The 18,522-nt window shown below is 51.1% G+C and carries 14 protein-coding genes; all 14 read right to left on the bottom strand.

What is annotated here, in order from left to right:
• Positions 1-2 precede the first annotated feature (2 nt).
• Entirely contained in the window at positions 3-686 is a 684-nt protein-coding gene (locus tag ACSAMP_RS12525; protein ID WP_071434875.1) for a hypothetical protein, read from the bottom strand.
• Positions 676-1,026 (bottom strand): hypothetical protein, encoded by a 351-nt coding sequence (locus tag ACSAMP_RS12520; protein WP_087242549.1) that lies wholly within the window; start codon positions 1,024-1,026, stop codon positions 676-678. Before ACSAMP_RS12520 ends, ACSAMP_RS12525 begins: the two co-directional genes overlap by 11 nt.
• 205 nt (positions 1,027-1,231) lie before the next feature.
• Positions 1,232-2,443 (bottom strand): ATP-binding protein, encoded by a 1,212-nt coding sequence (locus ACSAMP_RS12515; protein WP_025544412.1) that lies wholly within the window; start codon positions 2,441-2,443, stop codon positions 1,232-1,234.
• A gap of 109 nt (positions 2,444-2,552) precedes the next feature.
• Positions 2,553-3,788, bottom strand: coding sequence for a MobP3 family relaxase (gene mobP3 / locus ACSAMP_RS12510; protein WP_457800681.1), 1,236 nt, complete (start codon positions 3,786-3,788; stop codon positions 2,553-2,555).
• Positions 3,769-4,251 carry a ribbon-helix-helix domain-containing protein gene (locus ACSAMP_RS12505; protein WP_006354114.1) on the bottom strand — a complete coding sequence of 161 codons (483 nt, stop codon included), beginning with the start codon at positions 4,249-4,251 and terminating at the stop codon, positions 3,769-3,771. The genes mobP3 and ACSAMP_RS12505 overlap by 20 nt, the downstream gene beginning before the upstream one ends.
• Positions 4,252-4,579: 328 nt before the next feature.
• Complete coding sequence (locus tag ACSAMP_RS12500; RefSeq protein ID WP_055180672.1) at positions 4,580-5,476, bottom strand: hypothetical protein; 897 nt, start codon at positions 5,474-5,476, stop codon at positions 4,580-4,582.
• Positions 5,477-5,478: 2 nt separating this feature from the next.
• Positions 5,479-6,537: a DUF3991 domain-containing protein gene (locus ACSAMP_RS12495; RefSeq protein WP_025544417.1), complete on the bottom strand. Its 1,059-nt coding sequence runs from the start codon at positions 6,535-6,537 to the stop codon at positions 5,479-5,481.
• A gap of 11 nt (positions 6,538-6,548) precedes the next feature.
• Positions 6,549-6,749: a DUF4314 domain-containing protein gene (locus tag ACSAMP_RS12490; protein WP_242864940.1), complete on the bottom strand. Its 201-nt coding sequence runs from the start codon at positions 6,747-6,749 to the stop codon at positions 6,549-6,551.
• 39 nt (positions 6,750-6,788) lie between these two features.
• Positions 6,789-7,139: a hypothetical protein gene (locus ACSAMP_RS12485; RefSeq protein ID WP_457800680.1), complete on the bottom strand. Its 351-nt coding sequence runs from the start codon at positions 7,137-7,139 to the stop codon at positions 6,789-6,791.
• Positions 7,123-7,641, bottom strand: a complete 519-nt coding sequence (locus tag ACSAMP_RS12480; RefSeq protein ID WP_457800679.1) for a hypothetical protein — start codon at positions 7,639-7,641, stop codon at positions 7,123-7,125. The genes ACSAMP_RS12485 and ACSAMP_RS12480 overlap by 17 nt, the downstream gene beginning before the upstream one ends.
• Positions 7,642-7,696: 55 nt before the next feature.
• The gene (locus tag ACSAMP_RS12475) at positions 7,697-8,590 is read right to left on the bottom strand and encodes a hypothetical protein (protein WP_457800678.1); all 894 of its coding nucleotides are present in this window, start codon (positions 8,588-8,590) and stop codon (positions 7,697-7,699) included.
• 154 nt (positions 8,591-8,744) lie between these two features.
• The gene (locus ACSAMP_RS12470) at positions 8,745-9,839 is read right to left on the bottom strand and encodes a hypothetical protein (RefSeq protein ID WP_457800677.1); all 1,095 of its coding nucleotides are present in this window, start codon (positions 9,837-9,839) and stop codon (positions 8,745-8,747) included.
• A 16-nt stretch (positions 9,840-9,855) separates the two neighbouring features.
• Positions 9,856-10,062, bottom strand: coding sequence for a hypothetical protein (locus tag ACSAMP_RS12465; RefSeq protein ID WP_087180008.1), 207 nt, complete (start codon positions 10,060-10,062; stop codon positions 9,856-9,858).
• A 4-nt stretch (positions 10,063-10,066) separates the two neighbouring features.
• Positions 10,067-18,502, bottom strand: coding sequence for a GNAT family N-acetyltransferase (locus tag ACSAMP_RS12460; RefSeq protein WP_457800676.1), 8,436 nt, complete (start codon positions 18,500-18,502; stop codon positions 10,067-10,069).
• Positions 18,503-18,522 lie beyond the last annotated feature (20 nt).

Here is an 18,522-nt window from a genome sequence, read left to right as displayed (position 1 = left end):
TGCTATCCTCCAATCTCCATTTCTTCCTGCTGGCCGAACTCCATATCAAAGTCAAACTCCATTTCCTGCTCCCGCAGCTCCGGGATAATGTCCTCGATTTTGTCAAGAATCCGTTCCACAGATTCACGGGCCTCGTTGGAAACATCTTGATCGAGTATGCTCATCTTAACCAAGCCCGCATGAAGGACCCGGAGTTCTTCTTCGGTAAACAGCGCACGTTCATCCACCAAACCGCTCCGTTTGGCGAAATCCTGTCCTGCAAATTCCTTGTTGTAAAAAATCTGGCGGGCCATCATTTCGCCGGAATCCGGGGCGGTGCGGTAGGTGGAGAACACATAGCCAAACAGATGATGCTCCTTGCAGGCGAGAGTCACGCCATTGTATTCTGCCAGCTTATAAGAGCCATTGGGAAGTTTCTCATTGGCGTCAGTATAAGGACAGTCGCGGCAGATACCCGCTTTGTTCGCCGTGTCCTGGGCCGTATCGTTGATAAGGCGAATGAGTTTGTCCTTGACTGTGACAAAGGGGTTCTGGATCACCGTATCGGCTTTGGAGAAATAGGCCACAAGCTGGTTCTTGAAATAAATATCAGCGATGTAATCGGAAGATTGGGACCGCTTCACATCAAAGCCGCGCCGGGCAAGCTGTTCAAAGAACAGCCTGTAAAAATCGGTTTTATTTCGCAATCGGTTTCCTCCTTTCCTGATAACCTTTTCGCTTCATTACATCTTTGAGAACTTCAACGAAAGCAAAAATGCGCTCTGCCGCCGCCTGATTTTTGGGGTAAACCGCAGGCAGCGGAGGGCGCCGCTGTTTTTTCAGATCGTACCATAGACAGCCGCCGTCCCTTCGTTCAGGGAACATACAGGACGGGACAGAGGTGCGCAGGGTATAAGGGCAGTTATGGCAGGGGTGTCCTTTGGGGTATTCATATTGGTGAACCGTCAAATGAGCAATGCCATACGAACCGCTCGGAATCGACACCGGCACACCATTTTGCTTATAGGAAGTGTTCGCTGTTCTCATCCTTTCTCCTTTCTGGAACCGGGTGGCCGGTCACTTTTTTGTTTTTCATAATCATCTGAAAATAGAAAAAGCAGCCCCGCAGGACTGCTTTCTGTATGGCAATATCAATTTTTTCAAGGGACTTTTCTTCCAAAGTCACAACTTTTTCAAGGGACTTTTTCCGGCAGACAGTAGATTTTCATTGAGTTTCATCTGGTGTTCGATGTCAATACTCCGCACTGAGCAGGAAATCCGCTATGTGCATTGTCTTGATTCCCTCATAGTTCCCACCGGCAAATTCGTCTGTTGTGAGAACAAATTTGGGGTAATTATCCGGTATTTCAAGCAGGCGGCTATATTCTCTCTTTTCTGTCTTTTCCGAGTTGATCTCCTGCGTCACCTGAACATAGATTTTTTCGTTTTGTCTGACTGCTACAAAATCAATCTCGCTATCTCCGGTTTTCCCCACATTGACAGTATATCCCCGTCGGCAGAGTTCCAAATATACGATATTTTCAAGGCTGGAAGCAACGCTGTCTGCGTTATAGCCGAGAACACTGTATCGCAAGGCAACATCGGCCAGATAGAATTTTTCCTGCGTTTTCAGGATTTCCTTCCCCTGCAAGTCATATCTGGAACAGCGGTGAAGCAGATATGCCTTTTCCAGCTTTTCCAAATAGCTGTAAACCGTTTCGTTGTCGAGGGATCGCCGTTCTGCTTTCAGGTAATCTGCAATGGACTTGGCGGAAAAGGTGTTGCCGACATTATTGAATGTGTATTTTACGACACGCTCCAACTGGTCGATCTTCCGAACCTGATTTCGCTTTACAATATCCGAGAAGATCGTGGAATTGTATATATCCCGGACAATCGTGTAGATTTCATCCTGAGAATACGCCTGCAAATGCGTTGCCGGAAATCCTCCCAGGCGAACATAATTGGCAAGTTCTGCTTTCGGCTCCCCAACATTGGCGAATTTGCTTTTGAACATCAGATATTCGCCAAAAGACAGGGTAAAAATGCGGAAGGAAATGTATCGGCCAGTAAGATAGGTCGCTATTTCAGAGGACATCATTCTGGAGTTGGAGCCTGTAATATACAAGTCAACATCAAAATCGGATGCCAGCGAGTTTACGACCTTTTCCCAGCCTTTGATTTCCTGAACCTCGTCCAGAAACAGATAAGTCCTTCCTGTGGAGGAAAGCTGATCCTTCAATAGCGTGTAGATCTGCTTTGCCGTCATATCCTCATATTCCATAGAATCAAAACGACAGCTTATAATGCGATCTTCCGGGATGTTTCGTTCCGTTTTCAGTCTTTCCATAATCATTTTCAGTATGGTAGATTTTCCGCAGCGGCGCACCCCTGTAAGGATTTTAACAAAAGGAGTATCTACATAGGCCATAATCTTATCCACATATAACGGTCTTTCAATCATCGTGACCACCTCCATTCGCTATTATTATACCGCAAAACGCACAGGTGGTCAATCAGTTTTGCGGTTTATAATCGCAAAACTTTTCGACAATACATTTATTTGCGGATTGCTATGGTTCCACTCCCTTGTCCTTATGCCGCAGATACCACTCTTTTCGGGCCGCCTTTGACAGTTCGGTACTCATGGCCTTTTGCCGGTCGTCGTATTCCATGTCAAAACTCATAGCAGCCTGCTCCAGCGCTATTAGAATTTCGCAAATCATCTGTTCGGTGAAGTAGGCTTTCCGGGCCTCTGTATATTCAAAAGACTGGACCTCACGGTCTTTGCACAGCATGGTGCGGATCACGTCGAGAATTTTATTGGCAATCAGCTTATCGGCCTCCGCCACAGCCTTTTCCTGCTGTTCTTTGATGTGCGCCGGGTCGGTGTCATAGAGCATGGCAAGACGGGTCTTGCTCTCTGCATAGTCCTGTACCAAATTGCGGATGTACTCGTTGTTTTCCTTCAAGAAGGCAACAAAGGCATCTAATTCGGCCTTCACATCCTCTGGAAGCAATTTGTAATACAGTCGCCCCTTTTTCGGCATTTTCTCCTTCAGCGCGAACAGGCGTGAGATAAAGGGGGCAATCTTCATTGCACCAACAACGCTATCCAAGGGGGAAGTCCCCAGCTCATCATCCGTGATACGCCCAAACGCTTCACGCAGGCGACGATATTCCTGCGGGTGAAGATGCTCCATGTACTTCTCAAACTCGTCAATCATTTCGTCTGTGATGGCCGACAGGTGTTCCTTTGCCCGCTGTTTGGCCTCGCAATACTCTTTGATACGCTCGGCAAAGGTATCTCGAATGAGTTGTTTTCGGATTTTATCCGGGATGCTTGGATGGACAAAAGGGACCATTGTTCGCTGATGTTTATTCCAGAACACCACATGGATGTGGGGATGACCTTTTTCGTTATGGTGGGCAGCCACCCATTGCAAGTCCTGCACCCGGATTCCATTGAACTTTGCCAGGGTCAAAATGTGGCGGTCGATATAGTCCTCCCACGCTTTGTGATCGGACAGCCCCAATTCGGCGGCCGTTTCAGGTGAAAAAGAGATAATACCACGATACATATTGACCCGACGATAGGAAAGCTCCCGAACCAGGCGGGCGGCTTCCTGCCAAGTGTCAAACTCTTTGACCACCCCCGGCTCCAGCTTGCCAAACAGTCCGTGGCGCATCCCCTCATTCTTCACGGCACCGGGACGAGTTGCAATGTAACCGATATGTGCATAGTTGCCTTTTGGAGTTTTCTTATAGTTGGGGTGCCGGTGGCGCTGCTTATAAATCAGAATCGACACGGGAACCTCCTTGTACGGCATGGATGGCTTTCTGCATTTCCTCGTCATCCATGAAAGTACGCAGCGCATCCGCGTTTTTCTGATTGGCAAATGCCAATGCCCGTTTTCGGGCCGCCGACTCAATTTTTTCAAAAGACGAATAGCGATCTTGGTCAATGAGGTCTGCGATAATGGCAATGTTGGCATAATAGCCCGCAGCCGATATGATCGTCAGGCGATTTATCAGTCCGGCCAACCGGTTTCCCAGGGCTTTGAGCTGCCCGCTGAGTTCCTGCCGGATGACCCCGTTTATCATGTCAATATTTTCGGCGGTGGTTTCCAAATCCAGATATTCGTCAATCGCCCTGCGCACTTCTTTGGAAAAGTCCGTCCCATTCTTGGCTGCCAGTTTATTGAGCGCCCGAACTGTATCTTCCGGCAGATGGAGCGTCTTGCGCTCTGTTTTAATGGGCGATTCCTTCAAATCAATCCTCCTTTCAAATGAGTGAGTACCAGACAACAGGCCCCAACCAATACTTCTCACATTCTCGGCGTTAGAATGGTTAGAATCGGCGGGTAGAATGGCTGAAAAGAGAGGTGTGACAAAAATCACACCGGAACTTGAAAGTCATACCGATTCAAAAACCCGCAAACCCGTTGAAAGCACTGCTTTCAAGCTGTCAGCCCGCCGTCAGGTATGACGGCTATTCCTGCCTTAACCGAGAACCGCAGGGCGTGGCCTGCGGATTCCGGTTGCGGGGCGCCCCCGCAGGGGGGCGGGCAGGTACAGATGAAAAGAAAAGTGCGGGCTGTCACAGTTCAAAGTCATCTTCCAGATCTTCTTGGGCGGGCGCCCACTCGGTAAAAATCTCCGCCATGATTTCGTCCTTTGTTCCTCGGACAGAGCAGCCCTCATTGGCGTAGTCCTCCAGATTGGAGAGCCGTTCAGGGATACGGTAGAACGCAAACTGCCGTCCCGGTGTCTGAATGAACAGCCGCATTTCATACCCGTCCTTCGGGTTCATTGCGTCCATCAGTTCATCCAGGGTTCCAACCCGTTCGCAGGCTTCGTGTAGGATGGAGTGCAGCATATCTTTGGGGATCTCCGCAGACCAGAGAGAGTAATCGTCTTTCCCGTGACAGGTGATGGTCTGGACTTTTGCAAAGGCAATCCGGTCGATCTTCTCCAGCGCAGAGTTCAAAATTGCCTCGGCCTCCGGCGGATGGTGGCCGCAGAGTTCCATATCCACCACAGTCCCCACGGCTTCCGCCTCTTGTTCGGTCAGAACGATGTCCACTTTTTTCTGTTCATAGGTATTTCCACGGCCATTGAGCATCAGGGAACATTCGGCAGCAATGCGGAACATCCTGTAATAGTCGTCCGCAGTTTCTCCCAATGTCTTGCCGGTAGCAAAGTTTTGAAAATAGCGCTTGCCATCTTTGTCGCGGCAGGCCAGGGAAATGTCCAGATAGATACCTTCGCTGGCCCCAAAATTGGGAATACAGAGCGCCTGGTCAAATTCAGGCAGCTCGCCCGTCAGTTCATCGGAGAACAGGAAATACTCATCCGGGAGCAGACCTTTCAGTTCCAGGTGCGTTTGCAGTCTGTCAAAGGTTTCTTTTGCGTCGGCCATGCCGATGTGCCGGACACGCCGCTTTTCATCCGGCTCACTCCAGCGATCCAATTCAAAGGTTTTGATTTTTGCCAATTTTACACCTCCATACCTTGTTCCGGTTCTTCCTCGGCGCTCTGTTCAAATGCGGTTTCCAGCTCCGCCATACGCTGACGGTCTAAATCCTCCACAGAACGCCCCTTCCGCATTTCCACCAGGTCGGTGTTAAAGTCATTCAAATGTGGCACATGAACCGCGCAGGCATATCCCTTTTCGGTGTATGCCTTCATCCATTTTGCCGCTGTAAGCTGCCCCCAATTTCGCAGTTGCCCATTCTTGTCACGGGCCAGATAGTCATTGTCCACTGCAAACACCAGCCGCTTGATCTGCGGATGGCCTTCCAGATAACGGTCAATGGCTCCATTCCAAAGGCAACCGGTAGAGATACGGTGATCTTGCATCCAGTCACGCCCATAAAAGTCAGCGGCAATAGAAGCATGGCTCATCAGGTCGATGGGCGCCTCGGTGACAATCAGCAGATCGGTTTTGCCCTCGTGGAAGAAGGGGTAGCTTTTATCTGAGCCGGTCGCATCCATTTTGAAGGAGCTGTTATCTCTGGCCGCCCGCATGGAGCAGTACCGGGCGGTTCCTTCCGCATCGTAGCCTACAAACACGCAGTTGCCATACTTCTTTTCCTGATAAATCATCTTCCGATTCATAAAGTGGCTTACGATTTTGGGGCTGATACCTCGGACAGAAACCAGATACCAATAGGCCCGCTTCATGTTGTCTGCCTTTTCGGGCAGCACCAGCGGCTCCCGTTCTTTTTTCTCATAGGGAACCACCTGCTTTACGGATGGAGAGAACTCCTTGCCGATCAGCTTGCCCACCGCTTCGGGGAAGGACAGGTTTTCTTCCCGCATGACAAAATCAATGGCGCCGCCTTTGACTCCATCATCAGGACCCGTCCATTGGAAAAAGCGATTGTTTTCGGGGAAGATGTAAAGCCCGCCGCTGTGCTTCATGTGGACAGCTTTGCGGCCTGCCTTTTCCGGCTCATATCCATAGCCACGGGCCAGGGACAGAATATCCACGCTGTTTGCTTTCCGAATCTCATCCTCGGTAAATTTCTGATACGCAGCGGCGCTTCTGCTCATATCACATCACCTCACAATTCCAAATCAGGCTCCTGTTCTTCGCTGCTCTCAATCACAGGCTCCTGAGTCATATCCTGATGAAAATGGTCAACGCCCGGAATAAGCGCCAGCGAAGAACCATTCTCCCAATGGCAATGAATTTGCCCCAGATCGTCAACGGAATCTACGATGCCGGTCAGTCCCGCAGGCATTTCACGGTAGGGATCTTCCATCTTTTCATCCAGAACAACCTTGGTTCCAGGCTGGTAGTTCTACCGAATGAGCTTTGCCTGCTCGTACTGATATTCCGGCGATCTGGTGGGCGCTTTCTTTTCTCCCGGTTGGATCGGGATGCCCTCTGCATTGTAACAGGCAGGATCGGCAGCAGGAACATTCCAGCCAAACATAGACCCGGCCAGCATAGCTGCCGCCTGTGCCTTTGATATGCCCTCATGGGCATTGAACTGATTTGCCAGAACCTTGTTATACTCACGGTCGCCGGTGGAGTAGGCACAGGGATAGTAGCCCTTTTCGCCGCGCCTGACCTCTATGAGCTGCCCGGAGCCGGGAAGAACCGCATAGCAATGTTCCGGCAGAGCAGCAGGATTAAAGTTCTTCGCCATAGTCAGCCTCCACTTCGTACTCCGCAGAGTCCGCCGCTTCGTCCTCATAGAACTCATCCAGGTCAAATCCGGTTTTTCCGATTTCCTCGTTGCTCATGCCGAGTTCATCTCTCAAATGGCGATATAAGTCCCATCCGGCATAGTTCTGTGCTGCCCAGGACAGCGCCTTATCCAGAATCAAACGGGCGCGATCTTCGCCCAGGCTCTCCAGAGAACCATTGCGGATGGCATTGAACTCATGGTCGGACAGGTTCAGCAGCCGATATGCTTTCTCAAGCTGCGGCTCCTTTGCACAGTCCGGGAGCATCAGATTTTCCGTCTGCTCCACAAAGCCATAGTCCAGATTGCTATACTGAACATCACCGGTACGGCAGGCCGCCCGGAACTGTTCAAAGCCCTTCATATTGCTGAAGCCCCGGTAGTCCATTGTGCCGCCGAGGATTTGGGAGCCGATGATGGTATGCAGCATTTCTTCATCCGTAGTGGCGGCCACGATTCTCATGGAACTTCGCTCCTTACTCAAGGAGCAACCATACAGAATGAAAACATTTGCCGCGTTATCCAGGCTCACAGTCTAATCCCTCCGTTTCTTCCTGCAATCGCTCCAAATACTCGTCGATGTCCGGTTCCTCATACTGAAATTGGAGCGATTCAACGATTGCCGGGTTGCAGTCCTCCGGCAGATACTCCTTTACAGCATCCTGAACATCCCGGATTTCCCCCAGGAATCCCCAGCAGCTATCCACCTCCACATCTTCCTTGAAAAGCTGGAATCCATAGCACTGGTTGGTCAGGTAGTAGTCGTACTCCTTGACTTCGGCTTCCAGCGTTTGACGAACCTTCTCCAATATTTCAGGAGTGATTTTCCCATGTTCCTGCTCGATCATCGCTTTATCCGCGTAGATCCAGCCAACCTGACCGGAATCCCACGGGCAAGAAAAGCCGCAGGTGTTCATGGTGATCCCGCTGTGATCGTACAGGTAAAGAGGAAGAATCACCATGCCATCCATTTGTTCTACCAGCGAAAACAGTTCGCCGGTGGAGAGGGCAGAAAGGCAATCATCCAAAAACCAGTCCGGGACTTCATCTTTCAACGAGGCGGCATAGCTGGAGGACACATACCAATCGCTGTCTGAACTCCAGTGCTGATTCTCACGCAATTCCCACTCCCGTGTGGAGCGGTTGTATTCCAGGCGGGCATCCTTTGCCTTGCCGGATTTGAGGAACGCGAAAACCGGATTGTTACGGTTGTGGCCGCTGGAGTATTCAGAGAACAGCAGGCTCCGCAGGAAATCGCTTGGCTCATCATAATCGTGCTTCTCGCCCAGGCTGTATCTGCTATGCCAGCAGACCATTTTTCCCAGGCAGTCGTGATCCTCACGAGGGTTCAGAGGGGTATCATCATCCAGTATGAAAAGGGTGTAGGGCGCCATTGTCGCTGTCATCGGCATATCGCTTCACCTCCCTCCAGACAGGTCGATTTGCTTAGTTGGCGCCGTGGCGGCTGCGATACCAGCCAAAATAGAAAAGGCCGCCAATCATGGCGGCGGCAGCGGATACGCTCAAAATTGCTTTTTTCATATTGGCTCCTTTCAAAAACCAGATTTACAGTTCCATATCCTGTTCTTCCTCACAGTCCAATACAGGGCTGTCCGGCGAGGACGCCCCATGTTCTTCAAACTGCTGTCGGGTCTGAATCGCAGCGGACAGTTTGGAAAGCAGGTCAAACATTTTGGTGCTGTTCCGGCTGCCTTTGAAATAGCGGTAGTTCCATTCTCCAATTTTGGGGTCGTACCGGATACTGTGAAGCGAATTGATGATCCAGCCCTGTGTTTTGAGAGGAACAGGAATTTCATGCTCACGAAAAAGCTGCATAATGAGAGATTTGCCGTTGATCTCCCGGTTTATCACCTCCTTTCCCGCCATAATATTTCCTTCGGCCTCACGGATGGCGGAATCGTAACGGGCCTGTCGTTCTTGTGCCAACTGTTGTTCACGGACTTCTTGCTGCGCCCGCCTTTCATCAGCTTGCCGCTGCCGTTCCGTAGCAATGGGGGCATTGTGGGCTTTTGCTTCTTCATACCGTCCAAGCAGATTTGCAAATCCCAAATCAGCCCACCGGTCCGAGGCTTCCATACTCTGATTGAAAACCCTCTCGATCTCACCCCGGATGCCATGCTCCAGCGTGGGCAGCCATTTCAGAACTTCTTCAAGTCGGTGCCGCTGGTCAATGCCCACCATAAACCCGTCACATGGAATATAAACCGTTTGGAAGAACTCCCGTTTCTTCTCCATTGTGTAGAGTTCAATGCCATTTTCGTTGTAGAAGCGGTAGTAGTAGTGCTTGTTGCCCATCAGGTCTTTGGCAAAAACCCGGTTCTCGTCTTTTTCCTTTGGCGGAAAGATGTCCTTTTTCTTTTCATCCGGTCGGGTATAGCGGGGAGAAAGACCGGTGCGCTCCAAACTGTCTGCAATCAGCTTTTGTACTTTTTCAATACCGCCATGCTTCTCAACGAAACCGGCCAAGTCCTCCGCCTGCTGGAGAGAACAGAATTGCAGCCCGGTTTTTCCTTCATAAACGGAGCCTCTATGCTGAAACAGGTCCAGGCCAAACTCATTGCGGACCGGCTTTGTTTCCTGGGCTGGCAAAAAAGCACCTTCTCGAAAGAGATAGCCGACAGCCGAATGTTTCTCGCCCATATATCACCACCTCACATCACTGCTCCAGCTCATGCTCGTTGTCATCGTCCAGGCGCAGAGCAAGGAACTCTTTGATACAGTGTTCCGCCGCCTCGTCAGTGGGGTACAGCAGTTCCACCGTCAGGTCGTCCAGGTTCTGATCTTCCAGACGGGGGTAGCCCGACAGTGTGTTTTTGATATACGCCGTGAGAAGATCATGGGGGCTGAATGCTTCCAGCAGCATGATCTTATACTTCGGCAGAAGCGCAGGAAGGAACTCTTTCAGAATCCCAATCTTCCTCGCCATCAGATCGTTGTCCGTTTTCATCCAAAATCACCTCGCTTTCCTGTAATGACTCAAACTCCAACTTGGTATTGATTTCTGTGAGTTGGGCAACCTTTTCCGACAACTCATCCTCATAAATAAACGGCTGTCCAACCTGTTGTTGGGCAACCGCCAGTTGTTTTTGCACTTCCTCTAACTCACGCTGGGCCTCTTTAAGATAGCCGGGAATCCGTTCGGCAAGGTGTTCAATGCGGGTGATAGCACCTAAAGCGGAAGTTCCAACCTCCGTTGTGTAGTGGTGGTTATATCTCAAAACCAATCGTGAAACATACCCAACCGACAGATACAACGGGAAACTGCGATAAGCACCAATCTCAAATTCTTCCGAATCGTCCTTTGCGCCTTCCTTTATCATGCGATAGAGCAGCCCGAAGGCTTCTCCGGCCTCTGACCGTTCTGTATAGCGTTTGCCATCCAGGACAATCGAAAAGTCGCTGCCGGCCGATTGGTTCAGCAGTTTAATATCCTCACCGATCTGGTCGATTTCTTTTTCATACCGCTTTATCTGCCCAGGATAAATAGTGCTGATTTTGCGCTCCAAAGAAAGCTGCCCGTTACTCCACGCACCCCGCAGGATTTTCAATTCCGTGACCCGGTTTTCCAGTTCCATCTTCTGTGCAACCATCGGATTATCGGTAGCCGCCGCCTTGAACTGGGCGGCAGACAGAACGGTTTCATCCACATCCTCACAAGAGCGGGCGATGTGTTTCCCGGTAAGAATCTGCGTGATATACCGCAATTTCTGCTCCTGAATCTGCCAGAGATACGCATCAAATGTCCCTTTGGCCACGAATTGCTTTATCATAATTTCCGGGTTTTCGTTGCCCTGCCGTACCCCACGCCCATTTCGCTGTGTAATGTCAGAGGGTTTCCACGGACAGTCCAGATGGTCAATGGAGATTACCTTATTCTGAACATTCACGCCGGTTCCCAGCTTGCTTGTGCTGCCGATCAGGATACGGACTTTTCCTTGACGGGTACGCTCAAACAGCTCCTGCCGCTGTGCTTCAGAAGTGGCGTCGTGAACAAAGGCTATCTCCGATTCCGGCACACCCTTTGCCAGCAGCACATTTCTTATTTCATTATATACATTGAATTTCCCGGCTTTGGGAGTGCCAACATCACAAAAGACAAGCTGCGTGGAAGCAGAGGCGGCGGTGTCCTTCCAAACCTGATAAACATCCTCAATGCAGACACTCAACTTGCTTCCTGTACCATCCGCATCCGGTCGAATCAGGCGCGGGTCAATCGCCATCAGGCGAGCCTCACCGGTCAGCTTCAGCATATTATCTTCTTCCGGCTTCACTCGGCCAGTTCGGATTGCTTCTGCCCGCATGATAAAATCGGCCATAATTGCCTGCTGTGCGGGGGTCGCTTCCACCGAAACAATCTCCGCTTTACCAGTGCGAACAGCCGGGAGTCCGGGAATATCCAACATATCCGCTGTTTTGATGTCAGCGACCTCACGAAAGACCGCCATCAGTTCAGGGAGATTGTAGAAGCGGACGAAGCGATCACGCATCCGATAGCCGCCGCCCTCCGGCTTCAATTCCAGCACAGAGGTTCGTTTGGCAAAATGAGCGATCCAGGTGTCGAAGTAGGACCAGCCAAAGCGTTCCAACTCCTGCGGCTGCAAATACCGCTGCATGACGAACAGTTCGGAAATCGAGTTGCTGATTGGCGTTCCAGTCGCAAATACTACGCCGCGCCCCTGATTTGTTTCCTGCAAATACTGACATTTGAGCAGCATATCAAAGGCGCGTTGACTGCTTGAGGTTGTAATACCAGCCACATTTCGCAGCTTTGTAAAGACAAAGCAGTTTTTGAAAAAGTGCGCCTCGTCCACCATCATCATATCTACGCCCAGCTGCTCAAAGGTCAGCAGATCGTCTTTCTTTTCCTCGGCAGACAGCTTTTTCAGCCGTTCATCCAGATTCTTGCGGAAAATGACCATCTGCTTGACGGACCAATTTTCGCCGTTTTCGCTTTTGATCTCATAGATAGCATTTTCAATATCGTTGATCTGCCGTTCCAACATAGCGATTTGCCGCTCTGTGGAGATTGGGATTTTCTCAAACTGGCTATGTGCCAAAATTACGGCGTCATATTCTCCGGTGGCGATTTTGGAAATGTAGCGGTTGCGGTTTTTAGGGGTAAAATCCTCTGCGGTGGATACCAAAAGGTTTGCGTTGGGGAAAAAGCGGTAGAACTCTGTTGCCCACTGGCCTACCAGGGGATTGGGAACTACAAACACAGCCTTGTGGATCGCTCCCAGGTTCTTGAGGTACATCCCGGCGGCAATTAAAGCAGCGGTCTTTCCGGCGCCTACCTCATGTGCAGCAAGCCCCGTCCCGGTATAGATGACACGGGCAGCAAAATCAAGCTGATGCTTCCGCAGCTTCATCTCCGTGTTCATGCCGGGGAATACCAGATGGCTCCCGTCAAACTCACGGGGACGAACCGTGTTGAAAGTGTCATTGTAGATTCGCAGAAGCGTATCCCGGCGCTCCGGTTCTTTCCAAACCCAGGATGCAAACGCCTCCTGAATCTGTTGCTGTTTGGCACGGGCAATCATGGTTTCCTGTGCGTTGATTACATATTTAACCGACTTGTTGCCCTTTTCATTGATGTATTCCTGCCGGTCACGGACAGTCGTGGACTGCATATTAAGGCAATCCTCAAAAATCTCATAAGCATTTTTCCGCTTGGTTCCAAAAGTCTGGTTGACCATTACGGAATCCGGTTCTGCGCTTTTATTGGTGACACGCCAGGTCGTGGTATAGGAAAAATACTCAATGTCAATGCGGTTCCGGTTGTCGCCGCCCTCGATGACCTTTTCATATCCGCTGGTCTGGAAGGTTTCATACATGAATTGGCGATAATACTCAATGGGAACCCAGATGGCGCCCATATTCACTTCGATGTCGGCAGGAGTCAGCGGCTCCGGCTGTACTTCTTCCAGGGCCTCTACATTCCGGGTAAAGAGTTCCGGTTCTTCCGCTGCCTTCTGACGTGCGTAAAGCAGCTTATCCCGCACATGACCACTGAGATATTCTTCTGCGAGTTCCCATCCCTCCAGCGGGTTGCCGTAGTATTTTTGGGGATTGAGATAGATGCGAGTATCCAGTTCACGCACCAATTCTTCCGGTTCTTTTCCCGTCAGGAAGGACATATAGGGCAGATCCACCCGCAGCTTGTGATTTAGGCAGATTTGAAGGGCGTCCTCGGCGGTGTCTGCATGATTGACCTGACGGAAGGGGCGGATGGTGGCTTTGGTGAAGATCGCTGATTTATCCCAACCGGTCTTGTCTTTCCGCTCATCCTCGATAGAGCGCAGCAGGGGGAATTGGTCATCATCAGAAAAAGCGAGGATGTTTCCTTTGCTGTTGATGGCTCCATACTTTGCAACGAAGCGGTCATATACCTGATTGAGTGTGTCCTGCGCTTTCTGAAGATCAAGCGGGTCATACTCATGGGACTGGATGTTGATAACCTCCAGCAGCGCAGTCCGAATCTCACACAGTCCCTTGATTCTTTTGGCCTTCATGCCGGTGTAAGGCTGCGGAATCAGCTTATCTCTTTCACAGAAGAAGATCTCGCCATCCCGCACAACATAGGTGAAGTTCTTGGTTCCGTCCGGTGCGTCCTCATACTCTGCATTGCTTTCTTCCGGTTCGTCCGCCTCGATTTCTTCATCCGGCTCTGCTGTGAAACGGGCATACAGGGAATCAACCGCTTGGGTAAGATGCTGGTTCAGGTCAAAATCTTCCGGGGCAATACAGGCCGTCCCATCTTCGTTGCCGTACATATTCCGGCTGCTCACCATCTCGCCCATGAGCATTTCGGGATTGTCTTTGAAATAGCGGTTATAGGCGATCCATTTACTGCGGTCCAGGTCAGTTTCAATCCAGGACGGAAGATTCGTGCGGTCAAGTTCTATGGGTCGCTCTCTCTTTTTCAAGAAAACGACATCCGCAGTCACATCGGTTCCCGCCAAAGCCTTGAACGCTGTGTTGGGTAGGCGAATAGCACCGATGAACTCTGCCCGCCGCGCGATATATTCTCGAAGGCTCTCGTCCTTGCGATCCATAATTCCTTTGCTGGTGATAAAGGCAATGATGCCGCCCGGTTTTGCAAGGTCCAGGGACTTGATGAAGAAATAGTCATGGATGTACGGGTTCAGGTCATTGTAGCGCCGGTCATAGATTTTCACGGAGTTGAACGGGATATTGCCCAGAATCACATCAAAGCTGTTGTCCTCAAATTTGGTGGCTTCATATCCCATGATGGAAATATCCGCATCAGGGTAGAGCTGCTTTGCGATTCTGCCGGTAATGGAATCCAACTCTACGCCAAACAACTTGCTCCCTTGAAATTGCTCCGGCAGCACAGAATAGAAGTTGCCGGTTCCCATACCGGGGTCCAGGATTTTTCTGTCGGGACCACCTTCAAAGCCAAACCGTTCCAGAGCGCGGTAAATGTGCCGGATCAGGTCAGGCTCGGTGTAGTAGGCTGTGATGGTGGAGTTCATGGCCGCCTTGTATTCCACATCAGTCAGCAGGGACTTCAACTCCTGATATTCGTTCTCCCAACCAGAGGCCGTACTGGAGAAAGCGTTGGCAAGCCCACCCCAACCGACATAACGGGCAAGGATGATTTGTTCTTCTGGTGTCGCTGTCCGCTTTTCCAGCTCAATCTGCTTGAGCAGCTTGATCGCCATGACATTGTTTTTATATTTGGTCTTTGCCCCACTTGGATACAGGTCATAGTCCTCGGAAAAACGGAAGTTGTGTGCGGCGACCTGCGGCGCCGCAGGCGGCTCACGAAGGGGCGCCAGATCAGTGGGGGTGGCTTCATCCATAACTGCGGGCGCCTCTGCTGCTGTACCATCGCCCATTCGCACAAAGGCGCGAATGGGGCGCAGTTCTTCCAACTCTTTTTCCAGCCGGTATTGCGTGTCCTCCAGATCGTCCATGTCGGCAGCTTCTTGGGGGGAGAGGATAGCCCCACCGTCCAGGCGTCGTACATAAGCGTCAAATTCCCGCGTAATATCTTCAAGGTCATTTTGTACCCGGAGATAGTCGGGATTGGGCTGCTCATCCACCACAGCTTGGTACAGGGCCGAACCATCCTCGGTTAAATACCCCCATACAATTTCCTCATTGGGATATTGCCCTTGCAGATAGCGGAGCATCTGGGTTGCGATACCTTGACGGCGGTAGTCCTCCAGGACTTCAATCATGCTGATATGGGGCCGCCCCTCAAAAATACTGTACCGGATGGTTCCAACCGTCAGCTCACCTCGGACCGCCTGCATCAGCATATCAATCTGCCCATGATGGGCGTCCAGGGCTTCGTCCAAAATCTGCGTTTCCTCCGGCGAGGCTTCCGCAGTATTTTCTACCGGCTCCGGGGCTGCCATGCGGCGGGCGTAGGCGTTGATTACATCCAGGGAAATCCAATCAGGTTTTTCCGGCAGTTGGGCATACAGTTCCCGCATTTTCTCAATCTGTGCATCCACGCTGCCTGCCCACAAATGCTTTTCTGCCCGCTGTCCCGCCCCCAGAAAATACTCGCAGTCAGCACACAGACGGTCTAACAGACGGTATTGGTCACTGAAAGGCTGCACTTCATCCTGCTGCTCCGTCTGGCTGACAACAGGGGTTTCCAGATAGCGGCCTTCATCCACCAGGCGTTGCACGACACCGGCAGCCCGCGCCCAGGACAGCTTTGTTTCCTGTGTTTCGCTCTGCTTATCCTGCCATTCGATAGTGACACCTTCACTATTGAACATGGCGTATTTCACGCCCATTTCATCACCGGAGAACCCTTCATAGCCATATAGCTTTTTTAGGAAAGCAGTAAATTCCGATCCGGTGGGGTGGGTCTGGGCAAACTCGGAGATTTGTTCCTTTTTCCCTGCGGTAAGGGGACCTTTCTGCATGACACGCTCAACAAGCAGATCTTCCGTACTCTTTTCCAGGGACAGAAGCGAGAGCTGCTCCGGCTGTTCTTCTTCCACGACCGGAACAGCTTCGGCAGCCGGACGCAAATCCACATCGACTTCTTCATCGTTGACCATCATAGAGGCCCGCACCGGCTCATAGCCCTGGCTGCGGATGTTGTTCAGCCAAGTGGCAAAGAATTTGTTGAATCCATTGATTTTCTTTTCATGTGCGGGGTCGTCGGGATCAGCCTCGTTATAGACACCAATGCCGCTGTTCTCATAGCTGAAAGCCCGAAGTGTTCCGGCCTCTTTGTCGATTTGGAAATCCATATAGGGGTCATACATCCGGTCGCCGTTCTGCATATAGTAATGCTCCATGCAGTAATGGGAACCGTATTTATGGTGAATGACCAGAGGGTAGTAGGCTTCTCCGGCCTCCAGCCGCAGATACTCATATTGACCGGACACAATCTCCGGGAACAACTCTTGAAAGCGGCGGAAATTCTTGTGCGCCGTCGTGTTTCCCTTGACGGGCGGCGGTGCAGGCTGCTCCGCTGTATCTGTGGGGAGAGCTGTTTCGGGGGCCTCCACAATAGCATGGGGATTCTCGTCAGGAACGGATGCAGGCTCGTCACCGGCTGCTGGTGTGTCGTTTTCCATTTGAACAATCGCCGGTGGCTTGACCGGTTCCACTACGGTTTCTCCGGCTTCATAGGCAACAGAATCCAGGACATAATCGAAATCCGCTTCTCCGATGGTCATTTGCCGGTGAGGACCGCCCATTTCATCAACTTCATCAGGGATGTTATAATCCCCGATGGGGTCAGGTTGCTCCTCTACAACAGGATTGGGATAGTCGCCATCCTCGATCATGGCATCCAGTAAAAACGCCAGCCCGTTCCAGGGAATGTAGGTATAGCCCTCATCAAAGAAAAATGAAATGCCATCTTCACCATGCAACCGGGTACGATAGAGAAGATCGCCCTGATATTCACGGTCGCCATAGGGAGTAAAGAGAGCCGCAATCTGCCGCCCTTTGTCTGACCAGTCAGGATTGAGCGGCGGTTCTGACAATACGCTGCGAACCGCGCTGTGCAGCTCTGGGGGGTATAGATTGGTGCTAGTCAGGATGTACTCATAATTGCGCCGGACTTCTGCATCGGTAAAATGGCGTGTCGGTTGTTCCGCAGGAACAGAAAAAGAGCCGTCCTTTTCAGACGGCTCTCCCACAGGTGCGGCGCTCGGCGCCACTTCTGTATTTGGCTGTTCTTCGGTCAGCGGGGAATCAGGACTACGCTCTGGAGTACGGTTTCCTCCGCCATCAGTTTCAGACTGTTCAGGTGTCGCGTCCGCTCCATGATGTCCTCGGTCTGCGGAAGCGGCTCCTGCTGGAGCATTTGCTGCGTCAGGGCTTCGATCTTCTCGGTCGCCTCGTCCTGTACCCGGTGCATGATCTCCATCAGACTGCCATCCATTTTCAAAGTCGTAAATCGCTCCGGGTGATTCTCTCTGAGGTATTCCAGGGCCATCCGGCCGTACCTGCCCAGAGGTTGATCTGCTTCGCTGCTGTTGGAGATTTGCAGATCGGGAAGCATCATCCCGTCCTGCTCCCTGTATTTCAGATTGATATTCGGTTTGCTCATGTTGTGCCATCCTTTCACGATTGATAATCTTGATGTTCCGTTCTACTTCTAACAGGATACCTTTGGAAAGGGCGGTTACTGCCGTACCCAGATGTGCAACCAGCGGGAGTGTATTAAAATGGCTGACCGTCGCCATGCCGTCACTCAACTGGATTTCTTCATCCGGCAGGTGACACTTTTTGCCGATGAAATAAGAAATGCTGTCGGTCAAAAGCTGGATGTATTGGGCTTCAAAACCACCGGCCGGGATCTCGGTGAACAAATGGCCTTTGGTTTCCTGCTTGAGTTCCTGCAAAAAGTGGTTGTAATTCTCTGCGACAGATTCGCTTGCCATCGCATACAGCGCTTGGGGAAAATCCTGCTTGGGGAAACCGTGTGCATACGACAGGCGCTCGGTCAGGGCCTTTTTCATTTCATCGGAAAGCTGCCAGTCCGTAGGATGAATCTCTTTGCCAGTAGTTTGGCTTACATCAAAGAGATAGTCAAGAGTGAGTTTGGCATTCCGGTAGACGCAAACGGCAACGCCCTTTGCACGGGGAATCAAATTTCTGCCTATGGCTGCCCATTGCTTTCGTGTTGCCAGAATCGAAACATCCTCGTCCTGTGCGTACACAAGAAGTATGTTATCAAAACTGTGCTTATGGAACTGCGATGCAAATGCCAGATAATCCCGCCAGTTGTGTTCATTTCGGACGATATAGGGAGCCATGACTTCATATATCGTCCGCAGGCGTTCATCATTTCTCAACGGTATCTGACCTCCTTCCT

The organism is Flintibacter sp. SJQ-8 (assembly GCF_054108085.1).
This window is presented reverse-complemented; position numbering and strand designations above follow the sequence as displayed.